Source organism: Scytonema sp. NUACC21 (assembly GCF_054684315.1).
In genome coordinates, this window is sequence record NZ_BAAFZH010000105.1 from 163,508 (window position 1) to 187,801 (window position 24,294).

Consider the following 24,294-nt stretch of genomic DNA (forward strand, 5'->3'; position numbering starts at 1 on the left):
TGATGGTGGGCAGTGCCCACCCTACAAAAATTGGTAATTTTAAAGTGCAAAGGGAGGATTGTCCATATACCGGACTTCTTTGAGAAATCGGGGAGCTAAATTTTTATGAATAATTTAGAATTGCTATAGAATTTCAAAGTCAACTTTGTCATAAATATCTGTAAGGCTGATTTCAAAAGAAATAGAATTGAGAGATAATGTTTCATGAATTTCATCATATTCAAGAAAAGACCAGCGTTTATTATCTGTTTTAAAAAAATGTTCTATATGTACTTTATATTGGTCAATTAACAAATATTCCTGAAAAGTTGGAATAGTCCGATAAGCTAAAAATTTCTCATCTTTGTCATAACCTCTAGTTGCGGCTGATAGGACTTCAGCAATGATTAATGGATTAGTAATAGTATCTCGTCTCCCTTCTTGTAATTGCAATTCGCCCTGAACTACCATAACATCAGGATAGGTGTAAATTCGTTTTTTAGGAATCCACAACCGTTGGTCGGTGACAAAAACTCGATAGGGTTGACGTTTGAGAGCAAAATTTAGTGCAGCAGAAAAGTTAAGCGCAATTTGATTGTGATTTGGTGTCCCACCAGTCATAGGAATAATTTCACCGTTAATGTATTCATGACGTTGTTCTGAGTTAATCTCTAATTCTAAATATTCTTCGCTTGTATAGTTTTTTTTCTCGTTAGCTTGCATTACCATTGGTTTGAATCCTCAAGCTTCAAGTTAGTAGTTATATCATTTTACGAAAAGGATGATAAAAATTGATAATGTAGAGACGCTTCAAACAGCCAGTCTTTACATACCGATTCAGCCACACTCGTTATTTATGAGGTCTCTGTGGAAAATCAAAGTCTTGCAAATCCTAAACCCTTCTTGCTCCAACCATCAAGTTATCAGGTTTGGGCGCAGGCAATTGCTCGATTTCTCTATCAAGCTGGATATGGAACTATCCAATTCTTTATTCCATTAATTTTTGTCAATCAATTGCAATTTTCGGCTACGGTGGTTGGAATTGCGATGGGCTGTGGCTCCCTTGCTGGAGTCGTGGGACATTTCTTGGGAGGTTATTTAGCTGATTCTCCCAGGTACGGTCGCAAACGAACACTGTTATTTTCAGCTGGTCTATCAATTATAGCTGCGATCGCATTAGCATTCCTCCCCAATTTACCAATGCTGATTGTCGCAAATTTGGTCATGGGGTTGAGTGCTGGGTGTTACTGGACAGCCGCTGATGCTGCGGTTATCGATGTCACGCCTCCAAAAGAACACCAAAAAGCATTTGCCGTTCTGGTACTGGCAGATAGTCTTGGCAGTGGGCTGGGAATCATGGGTGGTGGAATCCTACTTTCTTTAGTCACGCAACCACAAATGCTCTTTCCAATCGCAGGGCTGATTCTGTTAATGTTTTTAGTCATAGTCCAATTTGCGATCGCCGACTCTCATCAAGAAGCCCCGGAACATTCCAATCCGCTAGAGGGATTTAATTTGGCATTGAAAGACAGCTCGCTGCAAGTCTTTATGTTAACTAATGTTCTTTTTACAACCTATATTGCTTTGGTTAGCAGTACATTACCGCTGTATTTTACAAACTTTGTTTTAACCGGAATTTCACAATCAACTTCAGATACAGGCTCTTCATTGGTGAGTGTTGCAAATTTGTTTACATGGTGCTATGTGGGCATCGGTTCGGTGTTGCAGTTACCGCTAGTACAACTGTTAGCTTCACTTTTGAATGTTCGGGTTCTGACAATCTCCATGTTATTTTGGTGTGCTGGATTCATTTTAGTCTGGGCAACTCATCTGATGCCATCAATTGCGCTCGCCGGAACGATTGCAGCATTCTCTGTATTGTCCATCGCGAGTGTCATTTACAAACCCTTTGCTCCAGCACTGATAGCTGAGTTAGCGCCAAAATCATTGCGAGCAGTTTATCTTGCGATTGGCTATCAATGTTGGTCAATCGGCTATTTTGTGGGTCCAATAGTAGGAGGTTGGGCAATGGATCGTTCAAAAGCTATCGCCCATGACTTATGGATAGCAACGGCTATCAGCAGTTTTTTCGGTTTATTCATGCTGCGTATTCTCAGACTTAAGAAGTTTTCCCTTAACTCGCCTTAATCGGAATTGCGATCGCAAACTCTGCTCCCCGTTTTGGAGACGAGTTGACATGAATAGTTCCATTATGTTTTTCAACAATGATTTGACGGGCGATTGCCAATCCCAATCCCGTTCCTTTGCCTACACCTTTGGTTGTGTACAAGCGGTCAAAGATTTTTTCCTTTACCAGGTCGCTCATGCCAATACCATTATCTTGAATCCGCACCCGTACCTGTTGACCATCGCTTGATAATTCAGTAATTACAATAATGCGATTCGGATTTGCTTTAATCTCATCAAAACTTAGCCCTTGATTGGCTTCTTCGAGAGCATCAATGGCATTTGCTAGCAGGTTCATAAACACCTGATTGAGTTGTCCCGCATAGCACTCCACTTGCGGAAGCTGACCGTAGTTTTTAACGACTTCAATTGCGGGTCGAGACTCGTTGGCTTTAAGGCGATGCTTGAGAATCATAATAGTACTATCAAGCCCTTCATGAATATTAAAGGCAGTAGGGCGATCGCTATCAGCACGTGAGAATGTTCGCAGACTGTGACTGATATAGCGAATGCGGTTGACCCCTTCTTTCATGGAATCAAAGAGTTTGGGTAAGTCTTCCCGCAGATACCCCAAGTCAATTGCCTCAATTTCATCCTGAATAATTGTACTGGGATTGGGATACTCCTGCTGATAAAGATCGATTAAACCAAACAAGTCCCTCAGCCCGTCTTGAGCGGGTTGAATATTACCAGCCAAAAAGCCAATCGGATTATTAATTTCGTGAGCGACACCAGCAACTAAGTTCCCCAACGCAGACATTTTCTCGCTTTGAATTGTTTGTAGTTGAGCTTGTTTGAGTTCTTCTAGAGTCACTTCAAGCTGCTGGGCATAGTTCTGAGATTGTTGGTAAAGGTGAGCGTTTTCTAGAGAAATGGCAGCTTGAGAACACAAAAGCTTGAGAAGTTCGACGCGATCGCTGGTAAAAGCGCCATGAATTACTGAATTTTCTAAGTATAATATTCCTATCAACTTGCCTTGATTGAGAATTGGCGTACATAAAAAACTCTGAGGTTGATGTTCCTCCAGGTAAGGGTCAGAACTCGGAGTTGAAATTACTGTTTCTTGTGTGTTCTTCACAAAATAAATTATGCTGAGAGGTAAATCCTGACACTCGTTGATCGAAGTAGCACTGGGGCTACAAGCAGAACCATCAACGTATTGTGCTGCAATTTTCAGTTCACCGTCTGTATTAAAAATCAAAGCGGCTTTGTCAGCGCCAGCATTTTCAATCACCAATTGCATTAATGTCTCTAGCAATCGTTCCAGTTGAATTTCGCTGTAGAGAGTTTGGGCGGCTTTGATAACGGATGCCAAATCCAGCAAGTCGGAAACGCTAGTATTGGCGCTAGTACTTTCTAATATATGGGTGATAGAGGTCAGCGTTTGGAGAGATTTACTCCAGGATTCCGTTGTAGTGAGTAAAGCCAAGGGTTTTTGCAGGATGGGTGCTAGGAGTTGAGGATAATGTTTTTCCAAATCCATAACTTTGGCTTTAGCTCCCCAGCGAGCATAGCAATAGTAAGCTTCAATCATGTATGACCGAGCAACTTTTTCTTTACTCCAATTTAAGTAAAACTTGGCAGTAAGTTCGTTAGCAAGGGCTTCTTCATTGAGATAATTGTTTTTTTTGGCAAGTGCAATAGCGCGATCGTAGTAGTCAATTGCTGCAGCTTTATTTCCCAAAACGCGATGTCGTTCCGCCTCAACCAAACAGTACTTGTGTAAAAAATTCATTGGTGCTTGGTGCGCCCATCGCTCTAGCTTGGCTTGATTTTCTTCTACACACTGAAGTTGCTCGTTTGCCAAAATCGCCAAAGACTCGTAAAAGTACAGTGTTGGTTCGCCAATAGTTCCTCCACCTGCCATTAAATACTGCTTTGCCTGTTCTGCATTTTCCAAGGCTTGAACAATATCTCCTAACAAAATACAAAGATGAAGTTTGTGGAGATAAAAGAAATGTAAACCAAAAAAATCTTTAGAAGCTAACAGTTGGGGCAGGAAGGTTGCTTCATTTAAGGCTTCTCCTGATAGAGAGAAAGGAGCTTCTCTCCGATTTAGCAAGTTTAATGCTGTCTGCCAATAAATACGACAATAATTTGATGTTGTCACTTGCTTAAGATTTAGCAATTCCTTAGAATAAAAGCGGAATTTTGGCTCTAATGCGTCTAGTGGCTGCCCCAACCAATAAGAACAGAGACACAACATATGTCCGTTGTATCCTGCATAATCTAAATTGCCTGTTTCTATAGCAGTTTGGTAGCCTTCCTGTAAAAGAGATACTGCTTCTTGGAGATGAAATGTACAATGGATGATACCAGTTCCTAGTGTAACAAATGTCTCTGGCTTGATGCTTTTATCATCAAATTTGGCAATTGTTTTCAATGCTAATTGACCAAATTGAGCGGCTGATGGAGTATCTTTCAGGATATTATTTACAAGTATACCATAGCAAGCATAACTGTAGGCAGAAAGTGGGGTGTTACCATACTGAATTGATAGCTTAATTTGTAAGGCAACAATTAAAGCAAATAGGGGAGAACCTGACAAATAAACGGCAGGAATTGTACTGGCTGCAATTTGCATAATAATGAGGGCTTCTGCATCTGTCATCACAGGCAGATGAATTAACTCCTCAATTTTTTTGTCTTGAATGAGTTCGGTTACTTCTAGAAGCGCCTGTTGGATATCTTCAGATTTCGGTTCTTGAGGAAGTTCTACCCCAAACATCTGTAAGGTCTGACAAGCAGTTGCGATCGCTTCTAAAAATTGATTTTGAGATGCATAAGCCAGAAGTTGAATTTCATAAACCTTGACGCGATCGAATAAATTATTGGCAAACTGAATAACTGCATCAATAAACTGTTTCATCCGTTCCAAATCACCACATAAATAGGCTACCTCGGCTGCCAAATCATGCAGGTTTAGCATCATTTCATAATGTCGGTGCCAACCATCTGTTCCTAAGAGTTGAATTCCAAGAGCAGCATAGTCACCAGCTACACTGTAAGCAGTTTCATTTTTTGCTTTACGGCTAGCAAGAAGATTGAGTCGAGCCAGTTCATCCCTTTCTGATTGCTCCGTTATCAATGTTGTTCCCCAGTTCAACTGATTGACCAATTCAAAAATGTGCTCTTCTTGTGCTTCAGGTAAAAGATTTTGCAGCAACAGTTGCCCAATTTGAAAATGAGTGCTTCTTTTTTCGGTTTCTGGAATCAGGAAATAGGCAGCTTGTTGGACGCGATCGTGCAAAAACTTATAATTAATAGCTAATAACCCAGAGTCTAAAGCCCTCAGTTCAGTCTCCAAATATTCTTGAGTGTTGAATCTAGACTCCTTTTGAAAGAACTTGTAAATTTTACTAGTTGGTAGAATGAAACCTTCCTGTAATGCTTTCCATAGAGCAGATGCTGTTTCTTCAGGCGATTGCTTGCTGACAATTGCTAGTGTCTTCAAATCAAAATGAGCGCCAATACACGCTGCTAATTTCAACATTTGTTGAGTTTTGAGTGGTAGTTTCTGGAGTTGTATTGCCATAAAATCAACCACATCATCGGTAAGAGCAAGCGATCGCACTTTGGAGAGATCGCACTGCCACTGCCTGACCTCATAATCAAAGAAAATTGAGCCATTTTCATAGAGCAATTTGAGAAATTGGGTGGTGAAGAAGGGATTACCTTTTGTTTTTTGATATAATAACTCTGTTAGTGGTTGAGCTACATTTTCATGACAACTTAGAGTATCTGCTACCAATTGGTTAATATGTGATTGAAGCAGCGGCTTTAATGTGATTGTCTGAACTTTTACCCCTGCTTTTTGCAGTTCATCCACCGTCAATACAAAGGGATGTAGAGCAGCGCCACCTCTCGTCTCTACTTCATTATCGCGATAAGCTCCAATTATCAGTAAATATCTGGTATCGGTCATCAATACCTGTAGCAACTTCAAAGAAGCAGAGTCCGCCCATTGCAAATCATCCAAAAACACTACCAATGGATGTTCTGCGCTTGCAAAGACTCGCACAAACTTCTGAAATAATAAATTAAAGCGATTCTGTGCCGCACTTCCTGACAATTCAAGTACAGGTGGTTGTTGTCCAATGATGCGCTCTAGTTCTGGAATGACCTCAACAATAACCTGTCCGTTTTCCCCTAAAGCTTTTAAAATTTTGTGTTTCCACTCTGTCAGTTGTGCATCGCTTTCACTTAGCAGTTGTCCCATCAGGTCACGGAAAGCTTGAACAAATGCAACAAATGGAATATTGCGCTGAAACTGATCGTATTTGCCCTTGATGAAATAACCTCTCTGCCGAACAATTGGCTTATGCACTTCATTGACTACCGCTGTTTTGCCAATACCAGAAAAACCCGCAACTAGCATCATCTCAGTACTACCGGTGGTGACACGATGGAAAGCTTCTAGTAGTAACAGCACTTCTGCTTGACGACCATAAAGTTTTTCGGGAATCAAGAAGCGGTCTGTAATGTCTTGTTGTCCTAACTCAAAGCACTCAATCTTTCCTTTCTGCGTCCACTGATGCAAGCATTGCTCTAGATCGTGCTTCAAGCCTAATGCACTTTGATAGCGGTCTTCAGCATTCTTCGCCATCAGTTTTAGGACAAGCTGAGAGAGAATAGGTGGAATTTCTGAATTGATTTGGTGCGGTAGATTTGGTTGTTTGGCAAGGTGGCAATGCAGCAATTCCATAGGGTCATCGACTGGGAACGGGAGTTGTCCGGTCAGCAGCTGATAGAAGGTGACACCTAGGGCATAGAAATCAGTGCGGTAATCAATGCCTCGGTTCATCCGCCCAGTCTGTTCTGGCGAAATGTAGGCAAGGGTACCTTCTAGGAAATTGGGATTTTGAATCTCTTGGGTTTCTCTTGGTAAGAGGGAAGCAATGCTAAAGTCAATCAGCTTTACTTGTTTTGTGTTTGGGCAGATGAGAATGTTGGCAGGCTTGAGGTCTTTGTGAATGACGCGATCGCGATACAATCTACTTAGAATGTTGGTAAGTTGGAGGGCGATTTCTAAGAAATCAGTTATCGGCAAGCAACTCGTGCTTAGTCCTTTCAAATAGTTTGCCAAAGCAATTCCCCCAATGTCCTCCATAACTAGGACGTATCCATTGCAATTAACTTCTAAAGCAAGAGGTTGGATAACTCCAGATATTTCCAGATTTTTGGCAATTACATACTGATTGCGAAACTGCACCAACTCTCCAAAACTGGGATACTCATTTCGCAGCAACTTGAGGACAACCGGACGCCGATCTGACTCTCGCACTCCCCGATAGACTATTGTTCGAGAACCAACATAGAGTTGCTCGGTGATATGATACCCCGGTAAGTAGATTGTTTCGTTCGTCATTTTTCGTTTTCAGAGCAAACTGCGCGTGACCATATCAACAGTTTTCCCTGTTGGCTGAGCAATCTATCATCAAGGCTTTTCACTTATATCAAGTCCGTTTGTATTAGCGTTGTTTCTCCAACGCTCCTTCAGCGTCTCTAAGATTTTTGAAAGATTTCCTAGCAACAAAATTCTATTTTTTAATAGAATCCAATCTGGTATAGAGGTAGGCAATTGTAATCATTGAAATATCTTATCAAAGGAACTATAGTGATGGTCGTAAGTTGGCTGTAGTACACGAAAACCAAGAACACCATCATTTGGTAAAGGCTCATTTGGAGTTGTTAATTTCAATTCTTCACATAGCTTTTGTATACTGTTTTTTATCTTAGTCTCATTGGGGATATAGTGAGAATATTGTTCTCCAGTCAAATAATTGTTGCCTTCTCTACTAGGAGTTTTACAGACAATTGACATCAATTGCTGATGAATACGACCTGCTACACCTTCTTTTTTCACATAGTTAACATCAACTGTTGTACGATAATGTCGACAGACAGAATTAATTTACCCGTGAACTACCAACAGCAGGAGCGAAACCTCAACCTTGTTCCGTTGTAGCTTCCACCACTTCAAATTCAACTTGCTTAGTTTTATGATTGGGAATTGCCTTCAGTGCAACGTATTTACCTTTCTTTTTACACAGCCAAGTTTGACGTACTAATGGTTCCTCTGAACTTCATCTATAGTAGCTGGTTGAAGTGGCGTAAAAAGGGCTAAGTATGGTTCATAACGATATATACGGTTGCGTTGCCAACCTGTAATTTCTTGTAAAAGACCCAGTTCCACAAATTGTTCTACTATCTGAGAACTAAGTACAGCTTGTTGCCGAACGTACATTGCTACAAATAAGTTAGGATTGGGTAGAGTGGAGGCAGCACCATCAAGTCTCCCTAAAGCCCGGTCAGCCTCAGATAGTATACGCCAAAGCTCCGTATCCATTTCTATAGGCGGATCGGGAGGCAAGGGGGCTGGAATAAATGCGCTGTACCCTTCAACTTGTTTTATGTATTTACCAGTTCGCATAATATAACCAAATGGAGCGAAGCCTTATTTCATTTTGCTGAAATAAGGCTTTAATTTTAAAATCTTATTTTAAATATTGGCGTTTTGGTGAAATAAGAATTCACAATTGCTGTTTTGGTTATAAAAATTGTATAAAAAGTCACTATTTTTCAGAAAATATGTGTCGAGGATATCCAAGCGTGTCTGAGCTAGCAACTCGATAGGTTTCATCTCCTGCTGCAACCTTTGCTGCAAGCTTCATTTGTTTGCTTTGTTCTTCCCGAATCTTTGATTCCAGGGCAAGTTTCAGATTATCCTGCCGGATCTGCAATTCTCTTTGCCGATTTTGCTGCTCTTGCTTTATTAAGGGAAACTGAACTTTGACCTTCAGCCAGTCTTCTACCTGTTGTTGTTCTTGGGGTGTGGGTGGTTGAATGGCAAGGGCTGGTAGTGATTCCAAGCAAGGTGCTAGATCGTGCAAGGAATCTGAGGAGACGAGTGCAAGTTCCCCAGTTGCTGTTTCTTTAAGGGTACATAGTTGGGCTTTGATAACGATATCCTTACCTTGGCGATGCTGTCCCGCTACCTGAACTTCAAAAAAATGCAAGCGGTAAGGTGCATTAGTATCTGCATCTATAAAAATAGCTGATTTGGTGCAATTTTCTCAAATCCCCCTGGTTGGGTAAAATGCAAAGCACCAACAACTACCATGCCTATTGCAAGTATGATTTTGAAGACTACTTTGTACTTTTTCATTTCCTAAGGATTTGCCTCATCACTCCGGCTAGCTTCACATTCAGCGAGATTTTTCAACCTCAAAAACTGCTGGTCTGTCTGATTGTTACCTTGACAAGCGATCGCTATCATCCCATGATTTTTGGTTCTTTAGATATATTGCTTAAAAGCAACACAATGATTGGATACCAAAGCTGCCTATATTAAGAAGTTTTAATACCTTTGCAGTATCCATACTGAAATATTTACAAACCGCAGTAGTAAAAACCCCTGCTAGATCGGTAGTATAATAGCAGAGGTAGTACGGAACGAGTTATTTTTTTATTCTGGAGAATTTCAGGAGCCATTTCATTACTCCTTAGGCATAAATGCTTATTCGCTTTTTGCCTTTATTACTCTGCTAAAAGTATGAGTATTCTGGTACTACGCTCTTAATAGATCGGCTTAACAATCACACTCAAAAGTTTTGTTGTTGAAAGAACCTTGAGATTATTAAACTGGTTGAAGTTTTGAATGGAGCATAAGTTAAGTAAGGACAATTGGCAAGCATTGCCACATCAGACTATTTGCCAGGACTGTGCTTTTCATACCACCAACCTAGAAGGAGTACTCGAGTGTGTTCACCCTGAGGAATTTGAGGTTAATTGTTCTACTGTAATTTTCTGCAGTTCATTTCAACCCAGACAGGAAATTGACAGCCCTTGTGTGTCTTTTGCTAATGATGATTAAAACCTACAAAGCAGCAAGCGTGTCTCGGAAAAAACGTTGCGACTAATCTTGCCATCTTTCGTAAGAATCTGCTAGCCTCTCTGGCTAACTTCTGACCACTTTTGGTATCTGGAGTATCTGGTAAAAATTGGTCTTGGTAACTTTCAATTTGGTATCAGGCACTGAATTTGAAGAATGAATTGAGGCATCGCAATGCTTGGTCAACGCTATTATAAGCTAGTTATCGATTGGTAGATGCATTTGTACTGGTAACAGTTATGCAGCATCAAACGTTAGACAAAGAGTTAAAAGCGCTATCTACTGCACTTACCGACCTGCCTGATAACTTTGTCACCAAGAAGCATTAATTTATCTACGATAGCTCAGGTGGTCTGAGGTTTGTAAAATTACTAGCAGCGTAGTGGTTGTCAATCATTTTAGTAGATGTTCCAGTCCATCTACCAATTACCGTGCTGTTAATATGCTCCTCCATACAGAGGCTAATAAACGTGTGTCGTGTGTAATAACTTTTGCGATAGGGAATATTGCACTTAGTTAATATTGCCTTCCATGCACGATTAGAAAAATTGTGATGGTCGATAAATTTTCCTTTGGGACTGGTGAATACTAGTGCTTCGAGATTGACTTGTTCAGGTCGAATCTCTTCCAAAATCGTTTTTAGTTCTGTATTAATGGGAAAGTCTCGTTGTACTTGGGTTTTTAGCCCCTTTTTTAAAACTAAACCATCGCCTGAAATCACAACAGATTCCCGAAACTGAATGACGCTATCAGTAATGTGCTTCCATTTCAATGCAATTGCTTCGGATGGTCTACACCCAGTAAAGAAAAGAAAGCACACGTAATGTGTGTAATAGCTGTAGTAGCGATCGTTACTAAAAGTACGGATGATTAAATTTCTCTCTTCTTTGCTAAAGGGTTTAATCTCTCTTTCCTCAGAATCTCCGTTAGGTAGCTTGATTTTCAAAGAGGCGAAAGGATTATCGTCAATTAATCCTTCTTCTTTTGCCCAATTGCAGCAAGCCTTGAGTTGGATTAAGCAACGCTTGGCAGCATTAGGAGATAGATTTGATACAAGGTAATCTCGAATAGCAGATACTTCTTCAAGCGATCGCGTTGGCAACTTAGCAATATGATTCCGGTGCTTGATAAAGTCTTTAGCGTAGGTACTGGGACTAACACGGGGTTTTTTAAACTCACTGTATTTATCCCAAAGTACGTCTAATTGAGGTTTCGGTTTCTGAATTGGTGTAACTACTGCATGAGTATTTAAAACAGAGACTTCCGGCTGTCGTTGTATTTGGTTGGTAAGGTACATATGTATTAACGGTGTAAAAATTCTTTTAGTTTACACCATCTAACCAAATTTACAGTATAAAAATATACAAATCTCCTATGAGCAGAGAGATTAACATCAGATTCTTTGCTTCTTTTAAGCCTCAAATCTTAAACACAGGCTAATTAATTTTTTACTTACTTAAATGCCAGGAACCAGATTTGAACTGGTGACACGAGGATTTTCAGTCCTCTGCTCTACCGACTGAGCTATCCCGGCGGACTAGTTGAATGGACTTTTTTATTTCCACGATTACTAAATTTAGCAAACCTTAAATAATTTGGCAAGTAGTTTCAGAAAAATTTATGAGGTAAATTTCACCGTCAACTTAACCAAGCCGAAAACGGATAGGAACACCACAAACTGTACCAGAACAATACTTGGACCAGAGGCGAAGTTGAAAAGACCAGATACGATAATGCCAGCAAAGCTACTAACGGAACCAACAATCACCGACAAAAGCAGAAAGAGGTTAAAGTGATGGCTCATCAATTTGGCCGTTGAGGAGGGAATGACCAAGAAGGCGTTTACTAGCAAAACCCCAACCGCTTTAATTGCCACAGCAACAGCCAACGATAGCAAGACAACAAAACCATAACGATACAATTGTACTGGAACACCTTGAACCTTTGCGACAGCAGGGTTAAGAGTTAACAAAATTTGCTGCTGTAAGGTTGATAATAGAAATATGCTACCTCCTATTAGCACAAGCAGCGTCAAAATCAAATCTGTGAGATCAATAGCTAAAATATCACCAAACAGTACACCCATTAAATTGCCGCGATATCCTTTTATTAGGCTACTTAAAAGCACACCAAGGGCTAACGCGCCTGACAGAACAATACTTAGAACGCTGTCGCTGGCTAAATCGGTTTTATCTATAAAATAGAGAACAACCAACCCAAAAAGTAACGTAAAGGGTAGTAACATCCAAGTGGGATTTAACTGGAGAAGCACACCTAACGCCACACCTACCAAAGCAGCATGACCAACGGCATGGCTGAAAAATGATAATTGGCGCAAGGTAACAAAACTACCTAGTAAACCGCCTAGTATTCCCATCAAAACAGCACCTGCAAGGGCACGTTGCATGAAGGGAAACTGTAACAAAGTTAGCAAGTCATTCAAGCTGGTAACTGCAAGCAAAGCGCTCTGGCAATCGTGTAAGCAATACATATGTTTTTATTTACACATTATTTGCAAAGATATTTTGAGATCCAAAACATTCTTCCACAAAATAATAGTAAGGTTTTTGTAGGTATTATGTCAGTCAAAAATACTGTCGCCTGTAATATTCCCAATCCTAGTTCCCAAACCGACATTACTCAGTACGATCGCTCCCTTGATTCAGAGGGTGAAAATGCTCAACCTTTTCTAGATGGGGTTTTGAGCAGCGACAAAGCCCAGCGCATGGCAGAATTTTTTAGCTTTTTAGGAGATGCCAATCGCCTGCGAATTCTCTCGCTTTTAGCTCAACAGGAACTTTGTGTTAGTGATTTGGCAGCAGTCCTGGATATGAGTGAATCTGCTGTCTCCCACCAACTGAGAAATTTACGGGCAATGCGGTTGGTCTGTTACCGTAAGCAAGGTCGTAATGTCTTTTACCGCCTTCACGATAGCCATGTTTTACATCTTTACCAAGCCGTTGCCGAACATCTTGATGAACCAGAATAACTTCTGTAAAGACGATGCACGCAACGTCTTTACAACTCAATTGTGGTTGTGTCGGTAGCGGCGGAAGCCCAGACCATAGGTAGCTAACAGATTTTGAGGAGAAAGAGCAACTTCTGGAACTCCAGTGCAAACGATGGTTTGGTTCAGACAAATGACGCGATCGCAGTAGTGGCTGACCATGTCAATATCGTGGGAGACTTGCAATACTGTCCACCCTTCTTCCTGCTTGAGTTCATTCAGCAGTGTATAAAAATCTGCTGTACCCTGCACATCCACTCCAGCAAATGCCTCATCAAGAACTAAGAGCTTGCGGGGCATCACCAAGCAGTATGCTAGCAATACCCGTTTGAGTTGGCCACCACTAAGAGTTCCAATTGCCTGATGGCGCAGGTGATAAGCATCAGTTCGCCGCAAAGCTGTGGTTACTGCGACTTGTTTTTCCCTATTCTTTCTCCAAAATCCTGTGATAGATAAGTTGCCTCTTTGAAATCTTTCCGAACTTTCCCTTATCTCTTCCCTGCGTGCGGGGGAGTTGGACGGTATCAAAGCAGCTTGCAGGGATCTCACCCATCCCAACTCCACCAGTTCACCTACAGAAATAGGAAAACTGCGGTCAAAAATAAAATTTTGGGGCATATAACCCAACTGGTGGCGTAAATCCCCCAACCGTGTCATTGGATGACCAAATATTTCAATACTGCCTGAATTTCGAGGAATCAAATCCAGAACGGCTTGTACGAGTGTACTTTTCCCAGCACCATTGGGACCAACTATAGCTGTATTTGTTCCCTGCTGTAATTCAAAAGAAACATCCCGAACAGCTAGATAGCTACCTTGATAAACGGTCAAGCCCTCTACTTTTAAAATAGGAAAGTCATTAGTCATTAGTCATTGGTCACTGGGCAGAAATAATATAAATTCTCATTATGAGTTATAAATTATGAAATTATTATGAAATTCATTATTAACTATGCATAATTTATAACTCATTTTTTGAAAAATTTACTGGCAAGCCGATTTTAAGGTCTCTAAATTAGCTTTCATGGCTTTGAAATAGTACTGTGGGTCTGTGTCACCAGTTTCCAGAGAATCCAGAGGACGCAGCGTCAAATTCAAATCATTGGAAAGACTTGTTAGTAATTTGTTATCAGAACCTGGTTCACCAAACAAGGCTTTAACTTTATATTTCTTAACCGCATTCACTGCATTTTGTACATCCGCAGGTGACAGTTGGTCTTCAGGAATTGCCACAACAGCAACTTGCTTGAGATTATAACGTTTGGCTAGATAGGGATAAGCATCATGGAAGGTAACAAAGGTACAGTTTGGAGTCTTCTGTAAAGTTTGTTGAAATTCACTATTTAAGCTATCTAATTGCTGGGTATATGCTGCTGCATTTGCTTCATAAGTTGCTTTATTTGCAGGGTCAGCCGCAACAAGTCCATCCCGAATATTCACAACTTGCTGTTTTGCCAAAACTGGATCTAACCAAACGTGAGGGTTTCCTTCGGAATGGTCGTGGCTTTCCGCTTTTGTTCCAGCTTTTTCACCCTTATTATGGTTGTGTTCTTCTTCTGCTTGAGAAGTTTTCACAACAGGTGAAATTTCATTCAAGGCGGGAACTCCTTTAGTTGCTTCAACTTCAGTAAGCTTGGGGTTTTGGGCATTCTTAATTGTACTATCAAGAAATTCCTCCAAACCCAAACCATTTTTGACCAAAACATTAGCAGTAGCTATTTCCTTAACATTCTCCGGGGTTGCTTGGTACTCATGTACTTCTGTTCCAGGAGGCACTAAAATTGTTACATTTGCCGCATCCCCAGCCACTGCCTTGGTAAACCAATAGATCGGCAAAAAAGTTGCCACGATGTTAATTTTTTCCGACTTTGGTAATGGAGTGGATGCGGCTTCCTGAGCTTGTGGCGACGGCTCAGCATTTATTGCTCCCTCTGTGTTAGATTGATTACAACCAGTACTTAATGATATGATTAACAAGCCAATTAAGCTTAAAAAGCTGCTTTTTGTGCTGTTATGAGACCAAAACACTAGTATATTCTCCTTCAGAAAGCTGCTTGCTGACTTTTTGTTTAAATTCCTATTGACAAGATGAACCATATCATAGCACAATTCATAATAATTATCATTATCAAAAACAGAAATTCAAATTTATCAGCAGTAGAGCAAACAAAATTTTACAGGGAATCCCAAGCTTTGAACTAAAAGCTCGGTTTAAAATTCTTATTTTCAGTAAGTTTTAGCTAAATTTCAATTTTAGCCCGAAATAAATTGCACAAAATTGGATTAAGTAGTATCTTATGCATAAAAAAAATCACAGATTTTATCCTATGGAATTAAACTTTTTCATTAAATTGTAATAATAATATTCCTGAAAATTATATTTAAAAATTAGGTTATTAATGATAAATTTTCTAAAAATACTTGTTAATAACAATTAGCTTTTTCTAAACCAAGGTGTGGATGCTAATTGAAAATTAATGTGAGGAAGAAATGACAAACGTATGGAAAGCATTGCTGGTTAGCCCAGTAGTTTTTAGCACAATGTTAATGGTTAGTACCACTGCAATTGCAGAAGAAAAACCCATTCATTGGGAAAACAAAGAAGCTGAGAATCACCCTAAAGACAGAACAATAGCACAAGTGACTTCGGTTTCTCAGTTATCGGACGTACAACCCACAGATTGGGCATTTCAAGCACTGCAATCTTTGGTGGAGAGATACGGATGTATTGCTGGATACCCAAACGGGACTTATCGGGGAAATCGGGCGCTAACGCGATATGAATTTGCTGCTGGGTTAAATGCTTGTCTTGACAAGGTGAACGAACTTATAGCCACTGCTACAGCAGAATTGGTTACCAAACAAGATTTAGTCACGTTACAAAGACTGCAAGAGGAATTTGCCGCTGAACTTGCAACTCTTCGCGGTCGTGTAGATGTACTAGAAGCGAGAACTGCTGAGTTAGAAGCCAATCAATCGCTAACTCTTGGGGTCCAAGAAATGAATTCGCTTATTTACAAAAATTTGGTAGTTTCAACGCCCAAGCTGTGGTATTGATAATTAATACAGATGACTTGTTCGCAACTGCTCCAACCTCTTTGCAAGTGGGGCGCGATCGCAACTATCCAGATCGAAAACCACCTTTAGCATTGGTGGAAGTCTTGAACCGTTATGTATTAAAACCAAAACCAATACCAGAGTTGCAAGCAGTGCAAAACGAAGGCGGCGATAGGGTAGGCATTAATCTAGAAGCAATTGGCTCCCTTCAAGCATTTACCCATCAAGCTAATGGTAAATTTTTACTCGTTATGACGCCTCTACTCAGAGAAATCGGTGAACCGGGACCGAGAGATTACGAAATCAAAGCACGCGATCGCCTCAGTCAGTTTTGTCAAGAGAAGAAAATAACCTATATAGACTTTTTACCGATATTTAACTCCAACCACAATCCTAAAGCTTTGTATCACGACCACATTCACCTCAATTTGCAAGGAAACCAGCTTGTAAGTGAAGTTATCGAAAAGGGGGTAGTTGAGTTATTGAAGAATGACGACGCAAAATAACTTGCCGATTTTTGTGCGCAATTGCGCACAAGAGGAAGAACGAAATTATGAAAAAAAAGTGAAACCACTATGTCTCAAGTCATGGTTCCTTCCATAGTCCGCGCTTATGACATTATCTGCTTTGGAGACGAAGTTCCGGGCATTCTTGCTTTAGTTAGTGCGGTACGGGAGTATAATCGTCAACAAAACAAGTACCCACGGGCTCTACTATTGTCTAAAGGCAATCCTAAAGTAGGTATCGGAGGGAATTTGGTACGTAGTCGATTGTCCTACCTCAATCGCTGTGTTGTTCCTCCTGCTATTCGTCAATCACTGGATTTAGACATTTTTGGTGACCCGCCCGCTATCTACAAGGAATTTTTGCAACGGGCTGGAGTGGAACTCATCGCCCTAGACCCAGACAAAGCTGATGCAGCTTTGCGAGATATGTTGTATGAAGCGCAAGTAGATATCGAGAGTAATGTTGAGATTGAGTCTGTGATTGCAGAAGGGAAAAAAATTGGCGGTATCAAACTCACAAAAGACGAGACCTATTTGGGCAAACAATTTATTGATTGCACTGTAAATGCAGAACTGGCGTTTTCTTGTGGCGCAAACAAGCTCAAGGGTTTTCAGACCTTTGGGTTACCAAATTCAGAACTCCCAATCAGCTTAGTGTTTGAAACCTACGGGTTGAGTATTGAAAAACTCCAGAAGTTAGAGTTGGATTATCTTCAATTTTTAACCAATCCAGTCGATCCTGAAGCAAGAAAGTGGATCGATATTGCCGCAGGTGGCGATCCAGCGAGCGCAAAACAGCTGAGGGAAGATTTGGTTGATGAAGATGGCAACTTAAAAACGATGATAGTTGGCAAAGACTACATCAATATACGCAGTCGAGCACTCTCTATTGCTTACCATACTGTTCGAGGTACCCCCGCAAACTTGAAATTCAGCAACGCTATTCTTGATAAAGGCAATATTACTATTTTATCAAAAGGTCGGTTGTCTTGGAATGCATTATTATACAAAGTTAATGCTGACCAAGCAGAAACCTTAGCACGTGCTAAAGCCAAACCAACTTTAGAAATGCTCAACGAGATGCTTTTTGTGAGAAAGTGGTTTGAAAGCATTGGCGCTTCTGAAGTGAAGCACGCACCCGAAGTGTATATTCGCCATGCAGGTAATATTTTAGGAGCTGTTAAACCTCTGTGTGGATATGAAATGCTTGCAGGTGGGGTACCAGAAAGAGAGGCTTTGGGTACATTTGGTTACTATTTTGACCTTCGTACTGGGGTTGAAGGTTTAGAGATGAAAGCAACTGAGAAAGGGCTCAACCAAAGTGTATTTGAGAAGGCTCCACTGTTTAATATTGGCATTCAGCACGCTTTGATGAAAAATGTACCCAATTTAGCAGTTGTCAGCCCAGCATCTGGATTTATTGGATATGCGTGTTTTGCTGGCAGAATTGTAGAATTCAATTGTGGGGTCGGGCAGGGAGTGGGAATTGCCGCAGGAATTGCGATCGCCCAACAAAGAAACCTTGCTGAAATTTCTAATTTAGAGGTGCGAAATATCCTAGCGCAAACAGGGCGTTTGCCTAAAATTTATGGCATGAGTGACAATCAGAAAGTTGAGGAACTCGAAGATTTTGAGCTGGAAATGGCTGTACAAATTCCTTCAAACTCTACTCGTAATTCAATTCTTTTTGAACCTAAATAAATCGCCTTTGATAGAATGACAAGAAAGCGATCCGCCACCCAACCATGACCGCCACCTCCAAATGCTTAAGAACAAATAATTAAGGCAGGCTAATTCTACCAGAGCCTTTTAAATATAGGAATCCAATTTGATTATTGCAAAAATCTAAGTATTTGTAGGGTGGGCACTGCCTACCAAATCTAAGTGGTGGGCAGTGCCCACCCTACATGTATTTCTACAGAACAAATAATTAAGGCAGGCTAATTCTACCAGAGCCTTTTAAATATTAAAATAAAAAAAGACGTAGGTAGGGCTATGCTGCGTAATAGAAAACGGTGGGCAGTGCCCACCCTACTAATTCCACCAAATTGTTTCAAAACAATACGATAAACGATTTTAATACTAATTTTAAAAAAGAAGGCAATACATTGATAATACCCCTCACTAGCTCTCCCCTTATTAAGGGGAGGGTGCCCGATAGGGCGGGTAGGGTTATCTGCCGCAAACATTTTTTGAATCAGTATAAATTAGTTGTAGAGTTTCATCTTACAAAATTGGTTTTCCTCCCCCAATTTGGGAGAGGAAAAATGTGTTATCAGGCAAGCAAAGGAGTTATTTCTTGATACTTACTCAAAGCTAATAAAGGAAAGACTTGCTGATAGAGATGATATTTCAAATAGAAATGACTGGGAAAACCAGTTCCTGTAAATTCTGACTCGTACCAAGTTCCATCAGATTTTTGAGTTGCTGTTAAATAATTAACTCCTCGTTGGATGGCTATAGGAGCAAATTGTCCGGTAGCCTGACCTGCTGCGATTAATCCCAATAAAGCCCAAGCTGTTTGAGATGCCGTACTAATTCCTTTGCCTTTGAGGCTTGGGTCATCGTAACTTCTACAAGTTTCTCCCCAACCACCATCAGAATTTTGACACCCAACTAACCAAGCAGCACCCCGTTCTATTTGAATTCGCGTCCTTTCTGGAGCTATAAGAGATAGAGCGGCTAAAACTCCACTTGTTCCATATATATAATTCACGCCCCAGCGACCAAACCAGCAACCTTCTGGTTCTTGCTCTTGCAAAAGATAGGTAATTGCGCGTTCAAGATTGTGAGAATCGATGAACAAGTTACAGCCGCCGAGCATTTCTAAGACCCTAGCTGTAACATCAGCAGTGTTGGGGTCAATCATGGCTTTGAGGTCGCCATAAGGGATGAGGTTGAGCCAATCTTGGTCGTTATCCATATCAAAAGCAGCCCAACCTCCAGCCCGACACTGCATGGAAGCAATCCAGTTAACAGCACGAGTTATTGCTGCCTGCTTCAGTTTTTCGTTGGGAAGCTTTGCCACATCCAATGCCATGACTACGACAGCAGTGTCATCGACATCTGGATAAAAACTATTATCAAACTCAAACGCCCAGCCTCCCGGTTTGCCCTGACGATTTTTAACAGACCAATCACCGTAATCCAGAATTTGCTTGTTTAACAACCATTCTCCTGCCCTAACCACAGCCGGGTGATCGGGTGCCAATCCAGAAGCAACTAGTGCTCGCATTGCCCAAGCAGTATCCCACACAGGAGAAACACAAGGTTGTACTCTGTAGGTATCCTCTGTTTCAATCGCAAAATTGTCAACCGCCCGCAATCCTCGTTCTACAATGGGGTCTGCTGCCTCATACCCCATACAACGCAGCGCTAGCAGTGAATTGAGCATAGCCGGAATAATACCGCCCCAATCACCTGTTGCTTCTTGTCTGTCTAGGGTCCATTGCTCGGCAGCTTGAATGCCTTCCGAGCGGAAAGGGACTAAATTTAAATCTTCTGCTAATTTAAAAGCGTTATCAAGCAGAATGAACAAATCCGTCCAATCACCTTGACGCGGTAACTCAAACTTGGTTTGACCATCACCTTCAGTATAGAGTTCGTCTAAGGATATAGTTGGGTTAGTGAGAAAAACAGGTTTGCGATCGCAAACAATCAGCAAAGGCACAGTACTTGACCTTGCCCAGCTAGACAACTCGTAGATGTTAAAGAGAAAATTTGAAGGTAATAACATCACCCAAGGTGGTAGGGAAGGAATACCCCGCCAGTCGTAGCATCCAATTAACGCCAAGTGCAACTTAGTAAAAACGCGAGTTCGTCTGATGCCACCGCGCTCTAAAATAAACGAACGCGCCTTCACCATTGCCGGATCTGTCTGTGGGACACCAAGCAGCTTAAGTGCCATGTATGCTTCCACTGAGGTACTTAGCTCGCCGCCATCCCCATAAAAAAGTTCCCAGCCTCCATGTTCCCGTTGTTGCGAACGCAGGTAGTTTTCAACTTTGTGTAGCGGTCTTTCTGTATCCGTTCCCCAAATTTTATGGAGAAGGACGACCTCGGCAGTGATTGTCACATTGGATTCAAGCTCTGCCCACCAGTAACCACTAGGATATTGAAGAGAAAGAAGATAACTCTGGCTGGCTGCGATCGCTGCTTGTACACCGGAAACTGACTGTTTGTCCTGAATTTGCATAGTCTTCCGTTCACTCTCACATTTTCTGCTGGTTAGCAGTTTTTAGGAAAATCCTTTTCCTTCATCAGGAGTCATTGTAATGTGTTTTTTGTGTAGAAATGTGAAAATACGATGAGCTCTGAAATTGGACTGTGGTTTTCGCTTCTCTCATTAACGATTTGGATTGTACTGGTGTGCTTTTGGGGTCAGTTTTGGCGCTGCGACCAACAACTAACAAAGCAGGAAACAAATTTAACAACTTTCCCGTCTGTTTGTGTTGTTGTTCCCGCACGTAATGAAGCTGACTTGCTACCAATTACCTTGCGATCGCTTTTCATCCAAGATTACCCTGGTTCTCTCAGTGTTATCTTGGTAGATGACCACAGTACAGATGGAACAGCTAGCATTGCTCGTCAAGTTGCTCGAGAATTAGAAAAAACTCAGCAATTGCAAATCTTGGGGGCTGAAGATTTGCCGACGGGATGGACGGGTAAGTTATGGGCAGTACACCAAGGAATTCAGTATGCCCAAAGTTTAGAGAGCCCACCAGATTATATTCTCCTTACAGATGCTGATATTGAACATAGTGCTTTGAATGTTCGTTCTCTAGTCTTAAAAGCGCAACAAGAGAATTTAGAGCTTGTTTCCCTCATGGTAAAGCTAAGATGTGAAAGCTTTTGGGAAAAACTACTCATTCCAGCCTTTGTCTTTTTCTTTCAAAAACTTTATCCCTTCCGTTGGGTCAACGATCCCACTAAGCCCATAGCAGCCGCCGCAGGCGGATGTATTTTGATTGCTCGTGAAGCTTTAAACAGAATTGGTGGTGTCGAAGCCATCCGTACAGCACTCATTGATGATTGTGCCCTTGCTCAAGCAGTGAAGAAAAGAGGAGGGGGAGAGGGAGAGATGGGGAAAAATTTTGACAACACCTCCCCGACTTCTGTCCCCAGGGGTCGAATTTGGTTGGGATTAACTAACTCAACGTACAGCGTGCGACCTTACTCATCCCTGGGAACAATTTGGGATATGGTAGCCCGCTCTGCATTTACACAGCTAAATTATTCTTTGGGGCTGTTGATACTAACCCTATTTGGAATGATACTTGTTTACATAGTTCCAACTTTGAGTGCAATACTTGGAACCTTGAGTGGAAATTGGCTTCTGGCTGTTGTGGGTTTATTGAGTTGGTTGCTTATGTCTTACGCTTACTTACCCACAATCCAATTTTATGGTTGTTCCCCTTGGTTGGCATTCTGCCTACCTGTTATTGCCTTGCTTTACACCCTAATGACACTGGATTCGGCGTTACGCCATTGGCAAAAGCGAGGCGGAGCCTGGAAAGGAAGAGTATACACTGAAACAATAACCACTAACCACTAACCACTAACCACTAACCACTAACCACTAACCACTAACCACTAACCACATTTATGGCTTCTATTGCTCGTAAGAATTTGCTTGAAGATATTCCTCGCTTTCTTGTAGCGCAAGCAGGAATTATGTTTGCTGTGAGCTTGGTTACGATTCAAACAGGTCTTCAGTACGGATTTGCACGCTCTTCTTCCCAGTTAGTTACTCAATCTCGTGCTGATATTTGGATAGCGTCACGAAATGTGCAGCATGTAGGGTTAACTATGCCAATATCTTACGAGCAAGTTACCAAAGCTCGCAAGGTGGCAGGTGTGGAGCGAGCGGAAGGAGCGATCGTTCGCGGTGCTCTTTGGCATGAAGAAGAATCAGATAAAATAAGCGCTGTCACGCTCGTTGGTGGAGTACCGGGGGGGCTGCTGTTTCCTACCTCTAACATTATTAATGGCAGTTTTAATGACTTGAAAGAACCCTACAGATTTATCATTGATAAAACTAGCTTAAAATCCCTTAATTTAAAACATTTGGGTGAGGTAGGAAAAATCAATAAGGTACCAGCCAAGTTAGTTGGTTTCACTGAAGGAACTCAGTCAATTATCTTCGGTAGCTTGATGTTCACCTCTTTAGAGAGTGCAAACACGTATCTTAATTACAATACCAGTGATACTGGTTCCTCTGCTAAAAGTTTTGTATCTACAGACCCAATTAGCTTTATTTTGATTCGTGCAAAACCAGGTCAAAATATAGCACAACTTCAACGAAAGTTAGAGGAAACTATACCAGATATCCGTGCTTACACTCGTGAAGAAATGGCTGAAATAACACAAAGCTATTGGCAACAGCGATCTGGAATTGGTTTTGTTCTCGGTATTGGTGCGGTTGTTGGTATAGTTGTTGGAGCTGTGGTTGTGAGCCAAATTCTCTACGCTTCTGTCACAGACCATATTAAGGAATTTGGAACGCTCAAAGCAATGGGAGCGTCTAATTGGTACATATACAGTGTGATTATTGAGCAAGGACTCTGGATGGCAATTATAGGCTATATACCGGGTATGGCTGTTTGCTTGGGAGTAGCAGCTTGGACAGCAACGTCTCAGGGAATTGTGATACTGATTACCCCACTGTCAGCAGCGGTTGTTTTTGGTATTACAGCCTTGATGTGTGTCAGTTCCGCTGTCTTTGCTATTCAAAAGGTGACTCATGTAGATCCTGCAGTTGTATTCAAAGGATAAATATACTAACAGTAGTTTTCCATACACATAAAAAAGTTTGGTTTGCTACAAAATATTTAAGGAGCTAAGAGTCATCCAAGCTAAAGCACAAAATAAGGTTTTTTCTAAATTTCACAATTTATAATATGCTAAGAATAGGAGAAAATGGCAGATTTTAAACTAAACTCTAATGAGTTAACAAATAATAAATATCACAGCAATCCTCCTGCTGCTGCTATTGTTGCAGAAAGAGTGGAAATGGTTATTCCAACCAAGCAGCAGAACCTGAAAATTCTGAAAGGGATTAATTGGGAAATAAGAAAGGGTGATATAGAAATTTTGATGGGACCTTCTGGCTCTGGAAAAACGACATTACTGTCGATTTTAGCTGGGCTTTTAACCCCAACATCTGGCAGCGTTTACCTACTAGGACAAGACATTACCAGGATGTCCCGCACTCAGTTATCGCGATTTAGAAGACAGAACATTGGTTTTATTTTTCAAGATTTTAATTTGTTTCCCGCACTCACGGCTCTCGAAAATGTAGAAGTCTCCTTAAATGTTAAGGGGGTTCGAGGAAGGCAGGCACGCAAGCAAGCCCAAGCTATGCTGGAACAAGTTGGATTGGGAGATAAGGGAAAGCAACTTCCTCGCGATTTATCTGGAGGACAAAAACAACGCGTGGCGATCGCTCGTGCTTTAACGACAAATCCCCAGTTAATTATGGCAGATGAGCCAACAGCTGCTTTAGACTCTCAAAGCGGGCACTTAGTGATGGAGTTACTGCGCGGTCTGGCAAAAGAGCAAGGTTGCACGGTTTTGATTGTAACCCACGATCCCCGAATTTTAGACTTGGCTGATGGCATTGCCCATATAGAAGATGGATATCTCAAACAGTAAACCATAAGTAT

The 24,294-nt window shown here is 41.2% G+C and carries 17 protein-coding genes, 1 tRNA gene and 2 pseudogenes; 8 read left to right on the forward strand and 12 right to left on the reverse strand.

Features of this window, described 5'->3' with window-relative positions; all coding sequences use genetic code 11:
* Nucleotides 1-123: 123 nt before the first annotated feature.
* Nucleotides 124-708 carry a Uma2 family endonuclease gene (locus ACYRY3_RS37335; RefSeq protein ID WP_460206773.1) on the reverse strand — a complete coding sequence of 195 codons (585 nt, stop codon included), beginning with the start codon at nt 706-708 and terminating at the stop codon, nt 124-126.
* A gap of 138 nt (nt 709-846) precedes the next feature.
* On the opposite strand from ACYRY3_RS37335, the gene ACYRY3_RS37340 reads away from it, so the two are divergent.
* Nucleotides 847-2,127 (forward strand): MFS transporter, encoded by a 1,281-nt coding sequence (locus ACYRY3_RS37340; RefSeq protein WP_460206774.1) that lies wholly within the window; start codon nt 847-849, stop codon nt 2,125-2,127.
* Here ACYRY3_RS37340 and ACYRY3_RS37345 read toward each other — a convergent pair.
* The 8 genes from ACYRY3_RS37345 to ACYRY3_RS37380 all read right to left on the reverse strand — a co-directional run bounded on the left by ACYRY3_RS37345 (nt 2,114) and on the right by ACYRY3_RS37380 (nt 12,551).
* Nucleotides 2,114-7,534: a trifunctional serine/threonine-protein kinase/ATP-binding protein/sensor histidine kinase gene (locus tag ACYRY3_RS37345; protein WP_460206776.1), complete on the reverse strand. Its 5,421-nt coding sequence runs from the start codon at nt 7,532-7,534 to the stop codon at nt 2,114-2,116. The genes ACYRY3_RS37340 and ACYRY3_RS37345 overlap by 14 nt on opposite strands.
* A 219-nt stretch (nt 7,535-7,753) precedes the next feature.
* On the reverse strand, nt 7,754-8,032 hold the full coding sequence (locus ACYRY3_RS37350) for a hypothetical protein (protein ID WP_460206777.1): 279 nt from the start codon (nt 8,030-8,032) through the stop codon (nt 7,754-7,756).
* Nucleotides 8,033-8,233: 201 nt separating this feature from the next.
* The gene (locus tag ACYRY3_RS37355; RefSeq protein ID WP_460206778.1) at nt 8,234-8,599 is read right to left on the reverse strand and encodes a Fic/DOC family N-terminal domain-containing protein; all 366 of its coding nucleotides are present in this window, start codon (nt 8,597-8,599) and stop codon (nt 8,234-8,236) included.
* Nucleotides 8,600-8,741: 142 nt separating this feature from the next.
* Nucleotides 8,742-9,185: a hypothetical protein gene (locus ACYRY3_RS37360; protein WP_460206779.1), complete on the reverse strand. Its 444-nt coding sequence runs from the start codon at nt 9,183-9,185 to the stop codon at nt 8,742-8,744.
* Between the two features lie 26 nt (nt 9,186-9,211).
* Nucleotides 9,212-9,334, reverse strand: a complete 123-nt coding sequence (locus tag ACYRY3_RS37365; RefSeq protein ID WP_460206780.1) for a hypothetical protein — start codon at nt 9,332-9,334, stop codon at nt 9,212-9,214.
* Nucleotides 9,335-10,394: 1,060 nt separating this feature from the next.
* On the reverse strand, nt 10,395-11,357 hold the full coding sequence (locus tag ACYRY3_RS37370; protein WP_460206781.1) for a tyrosine-type recombinase/integrase: 963 nt from the start codon (nt 11,355-11,357) through the stop codon (nt 10,395-10,397).
* A gap of 164 nt (nt 11,358-11,521) precedes the next feature.
* A tRNA-Phe gene (locus ACYRY3_RS37375) sits at nt 11,522-11,594 on the reverse strand.
* A gap of 84 nt (nt 11,595-11,678) precedes the next feature.
* Nucleotides 11,679-12,551, reverse strand: a complete 873-nt coding sequence (locus tag ACYRY3_RS37380) for a metal ABC transporter permease (protein WP_460206782.1) — start codon at nt 12,549-12,551, stop codon at nt 11,679-11,681.
* An 87-nt stretch (nt 12,552-12,638) separates the two neighbouring features.
* On the opposite strand from ACYRY3_RS37380, the gene ACYRY3_RS37385 reads away from it, so the two are divergent.
* The gene (locus ACYRY3_RS37385; protein WP_460206783.1) at nt 12,639-13,049 is read left to right on the forward strand and encodes an ArsR/SmtB family transcription factor; all 411 of its coding nucleotides are present in this window, start codon (nt 12,639-12,641) and stop codon (nt 13,047-13,049) included.
* Nucleotides 13,050-13,085: 36 nt separating this feature from the next.
* Here the strand turns inward: ACYRY3_RS37385 and ACYRY3_RS37390 are convergent, their stop codons facing one another.
* Both ACYRY3_RS37390 and ACYRY3_RS37395 read right to left on the reverse strand, forming a co-directional pair.
* Nucleotides 13,086-13,934 carry a metal ABC transporter ATP-binding protein gene (locus ACYRY3_RS37390; RefSeq protein WP_460206784.1) on the reverse strand — a complete coding sequence of 283 codons (849 nt, stop codon included), beginning with the start codon at nt 13,932-13,934 and terminating at the stop codon, nt 13,086-13,088.
* Between the two features lie 117 nt (nt 13,935-14,051).
* Nucleotides 14,052-15,038 (reverse strand): metal ABC transporter substrate-binding protein, encoded by a 987-nt coding sequence (locus tag ACYRY3_RS37395; protein WP_460206887.1) that lies wholly within the window; start codon nt 15,036-15,038, stop codon nt 14,052-14,054.
* 519 nt (nt 15,039-15,557) lie between these two features.
* On the opposite strand from ACYRY3_RS37395, the pseudogene ACYRY3_RS37400 reads away from it, so the two are divergent.
* The 3 genes and pseudogenes from ACYRY3_RS37400 to ACYRY3_RS37410 form a co-directional block, all read left to right on the forward strand.
* Nucleotides 15,558-16,052: pseudogene (locus ACYRY3_RS37400) on the forward strand (iron uptake porin); the annotation flags it as partial.
* A pseudogene (locus tag ACYRY3_RS37405) lies at nt 16,046-16,630 on the forward strand (SGNH/GDSL hydrolase family protein); the annotation flags it as partial. The pseudogenes ACYRY3_RS37400 and ACYRY3_RS37405, both read left to right, overlap by 7 nt.
* A gap of 69 nt (nt 16,631-16,699) precedes the next feature.
* On the forward strand, nt 16,700-18,331 hold the full coding sequence (locus tag ACYRY3_RS37410; RefSeq protein ID WP_460206785.1) for an FAD-dependent oxidoreductase: 1,632 nt from the start codon (nt 16,700-16,702) through the stop codon (nt 18,329-18,331).
* 574 nt (nt 18,332-18,905) lie between these two features.
* On the opposite strand, the gene shc is transcribed toward ACYRY3_RS37410, so the two are convergent.
* The gene (gene shc, locus ACYRY3_RS37415; protein ID WP_460206786.1) at nt 18,906-20,825 is read right to left on the reverse strand and encodes a squalene--hopene cyclase; all 1,920 of its coding nucleotides are present in this window, start codon (nt 20,823-20,825) and stop codon (nt 18,906-18,908) included.
* Nucleotides 20,826-20,936: 111 nt separating this feature from the next.
* Here shc and ACYRY3_RS37420 point away from each other — a divergent pair, with 111 nt between their 5' ends.
* The 3 genes from ACYRY3_RS37420 to ACYRY3_RS37430 all read left to right on the forward strand — a co-directional run bounded on the left by ACYRY3_RS37420 (nt 20,937) and on the right by ACYRY3_RS37430 (nt 24,283).
* Nucleotides 20,937-22,184: a glycosyltransferase gene (locus ACYRY3_RS37420; RefSeq protein WP_460206787.1), complete on the forward strand. Its 1,248-nt coding sequence runs from the start codon at nt 20,937-20,939 to the stop codon at nt 22,182-22,184.
* Nucleotides 22,185-22,234: 50 nt separating this feature from the next.
* Complete coding sequence (locus ACYRY3_RS37425; RefSeq protein ID WP_460206788.1) at nt 22,235-23,404, forward strand: FtsX-like permease family protein; 1,170 nt, start codon at nt 22,235-22,237, stop codon at nt 23,402-23,404.
* 144 nt (nt 23,405-23,548) lie between these two features.
* Nucleotides 23,549-24,283, forward strand: a complete 735-nt coding sequence (locus ACYRY3_RS37430; RefSeq protein WP_460206789.1) for an ABC transporter ATP-binding protein — start codon at nt 23,549-23,551, stop codon at nt 24,281-24,283.
* Nucleotides 24,284-24,294: the final 11 nt, after the last annotated feature.

What these genes read in the sequence shown, in the direction of transcription:
- ACYRY3_RS37385 (WP_460206783.1), top strand. Translation starts at nt 12,639, where the DNA reads ATGTCAGTCAAAAATACTGTCGCCTGTAATATTCCCAATCCTAGTTCC.
- shc (WP_460206786.1), bottom strand. Translation starts at nt 20,825, where the DNA reads ATGCAAATTCAGGACAAACAGTCAGTTTCCGGTGTACAAGCAGCGATC.
- ACYRY3_RS37380 (WP_460206782.1), bottom strand. Translation starts at nt 12,551, where the DNA reads ATGTATTGCTTACACGATTGCCAGAGCGCTTTGCTTGCAGTTACCAGC.
- ACYRY3_RS37425 (WP_460206788.1), top strand. Translation starts at nt 22,235, where the DNA reads ATGGCTTCTATTGCTCGTAAGAATTTGCTTGAAGATATTCCTCGCTTT.
- ACYRY3_RS37345 (WP_460206776.1), bottom strand. Translation starts at nt 7,534, where the DNA reads ATGACGAACGAAACAATCTACTTACCGGGGTATCATATCACCGAGCAA.
- ACYRY3_RS37355 (WP_460206778.1), bottom strand. Translation starts at nt 8,599, where the DNA reads ATGCGAACTGGTAAATACATAAAACAAGTTGAAGGGTACAGCGCATTT.
- ACYRY3_RS37370 (WP_460206781.1), bottom strand. Translation starts at nt 11,357, where the DNA reads ATGTACCTTACCAACCAAATACAACGACAGCCGGAAGTCTCTGTTTTA.
- ACYRY3_RS37410 (WP_460206785.1), top strand. Translation starts at nt 16,700, where the DNA reads ATGTCTCAAGTCATGGTTCCTTCCATAGTCCGCGCTTATGACATTATC.
- ACYRY3_RS37390 (WP_460206784.1), bottom strand. Translation starts at nt 13,934, where the DNA reads ATGACTAATGACTTTCCTATTTTAAAAGTAGAGGGCTTGACCGTTTAT.
- ACYRY3_RS37420 (WP_460206787.1), top strand. Translation starts at nt 20,937, where the DNA reads ATGAGCTCTGAAATTGGACTGTGGTTTTCGCTTCTCTCATTAACGATT.
- ACYRY3_RS37430 (WP_460206789.1), top strand. Translation starts at nt 23,549, where the DNA reads ATGGCAGATTTTAAACTAAACTCTAATGAGTTAACAAATAATAAATAT.
- ACYRY3_RS37365 (WP_460206780.1), bottom strand. Translation starts at nt 9,334, where the DNA reads ATGAAAAAGTACAAAGTAGTCTTCAAAATCATACTTGCAATAGGCATG.
- ACYRY3_RS37335 (WP_460206773.1), bottom strand. Translation starts at nt 708, where the DNA reads ATGGTAATGCAAGCTAACGAGAAAAAAAACTATACAAGCGAAGAATAT.